Genomic DNA, 1,036 nt, shown 5'->3' with positions numbered 1-1,036 from the left:
CGAACGTTGAATCGATAGTGATGTGACGAACTCGGCTCGGGCTGATTCAACCTTCCTGTTAAAGGGAATGAAGGATGGCGCAAGCTCTGAGTGACGATCTTCGCATGCGTGTTCTGAAGGCTTCGACGGACGGCCTGTCGGCGCGGCAGGCAGCGGCCAGGTTCGGCGGCGGGGTTTCGACCGCGATCCGATGGGGTGCCCGGGCCAGGACAGGCGAGCGGACCGCCCGTTCGCAAGGTTGGCGGCGCGGCTCGAGTCTCGATGCACATGAAGCCTTCATCGTCGGACTGATCGAGCAGCGGCGGGACATCACGCTGCACGAGATGGCGGCACGGCTCCTTGCCGAGCACAGCGTCGCCATCCGTCGCAGTGCGCTGAGCGCCTGGCTTCGCGGGCGGGGCTGGACGTTCAAAAAAGTCCGCCCATGCACTGGAGCAAGAGCGCCCCGACGTCCTGAAACGACGCCGGGACTGGATCGAGATCCAGCCTGATCTCGATCCCCAGCGGCTCGTCTTCATAGACGAGACAGGCCTGTCCACCAAGATGGCCCGCCTGCGCGGCCGTGCCCCGCGCGGAGAACGCTGTCGGGCTGGCATTCCTCACGGACATTGGACCCGAAGGGCCGCGCGAAGCAGCGAATACGACGACCTTCGCAGGAGCCCTGCGCCTCGGCGGCATGACAGCCCTGTTCGTCTATGACGAAGCCATGAACGGCACAGTCTTCCTCGCCTATGTCGAGCAGGTGCTGGTCCCGAAGCTGCGGCCGGGTGATATCGTCGTGATGGATAACCTGCCTGCCCACAAGCCTGCTGGCGTCCGCGAAGCCATCGAGAAAGCCGGCGCCACGCTTGCGTTCCTGCCGCCCTACAGCCCTGACTTCAATCCGATCGAGAATGCCTTCGCCAAGCGGAAGGCCGTCCTCCGAGCTCGGGCCGAACGCAGCATCTCCGCCCGTTGGGACGCCGTCGGCGCCATCGTCGGACTCTTCTCACCCGACGAGTGCGCCAACTACTTCAAAGCCGCCGGATGAACCGGA

At 64.7% G+C, this 1,036-nt stretch carries 1 pseudogene; it reads left to right on the top strand.

Features of this window, described 5'->3' with window-relative positions:
* The first annotated feature begins 74 nt into the window (after nucleotides 1-74).
* A pseudogene (locus RKE40_RS29590) lies at nucleotides 75-1,030 on the top strand (IS630 family transposase).
* The last annotated feature ends 6 nt before the right edge of the window (nucleotides 1,031-1,036 follow it).

The organism is Allobosea rubneri (assembly GCF_032464875.1).
GTDB classification, from domain to species: Bacteria; Pseudomonadota; Alphaproteobacteria; order Rhizobiales; family Beijerinckiaceae; genus Allobosea; species Allobosea rubneri.
Note: the sequence above shows the minus strand (reverse complement) of the source record. Positions and strands in the feature narration are given on the sequence as shown.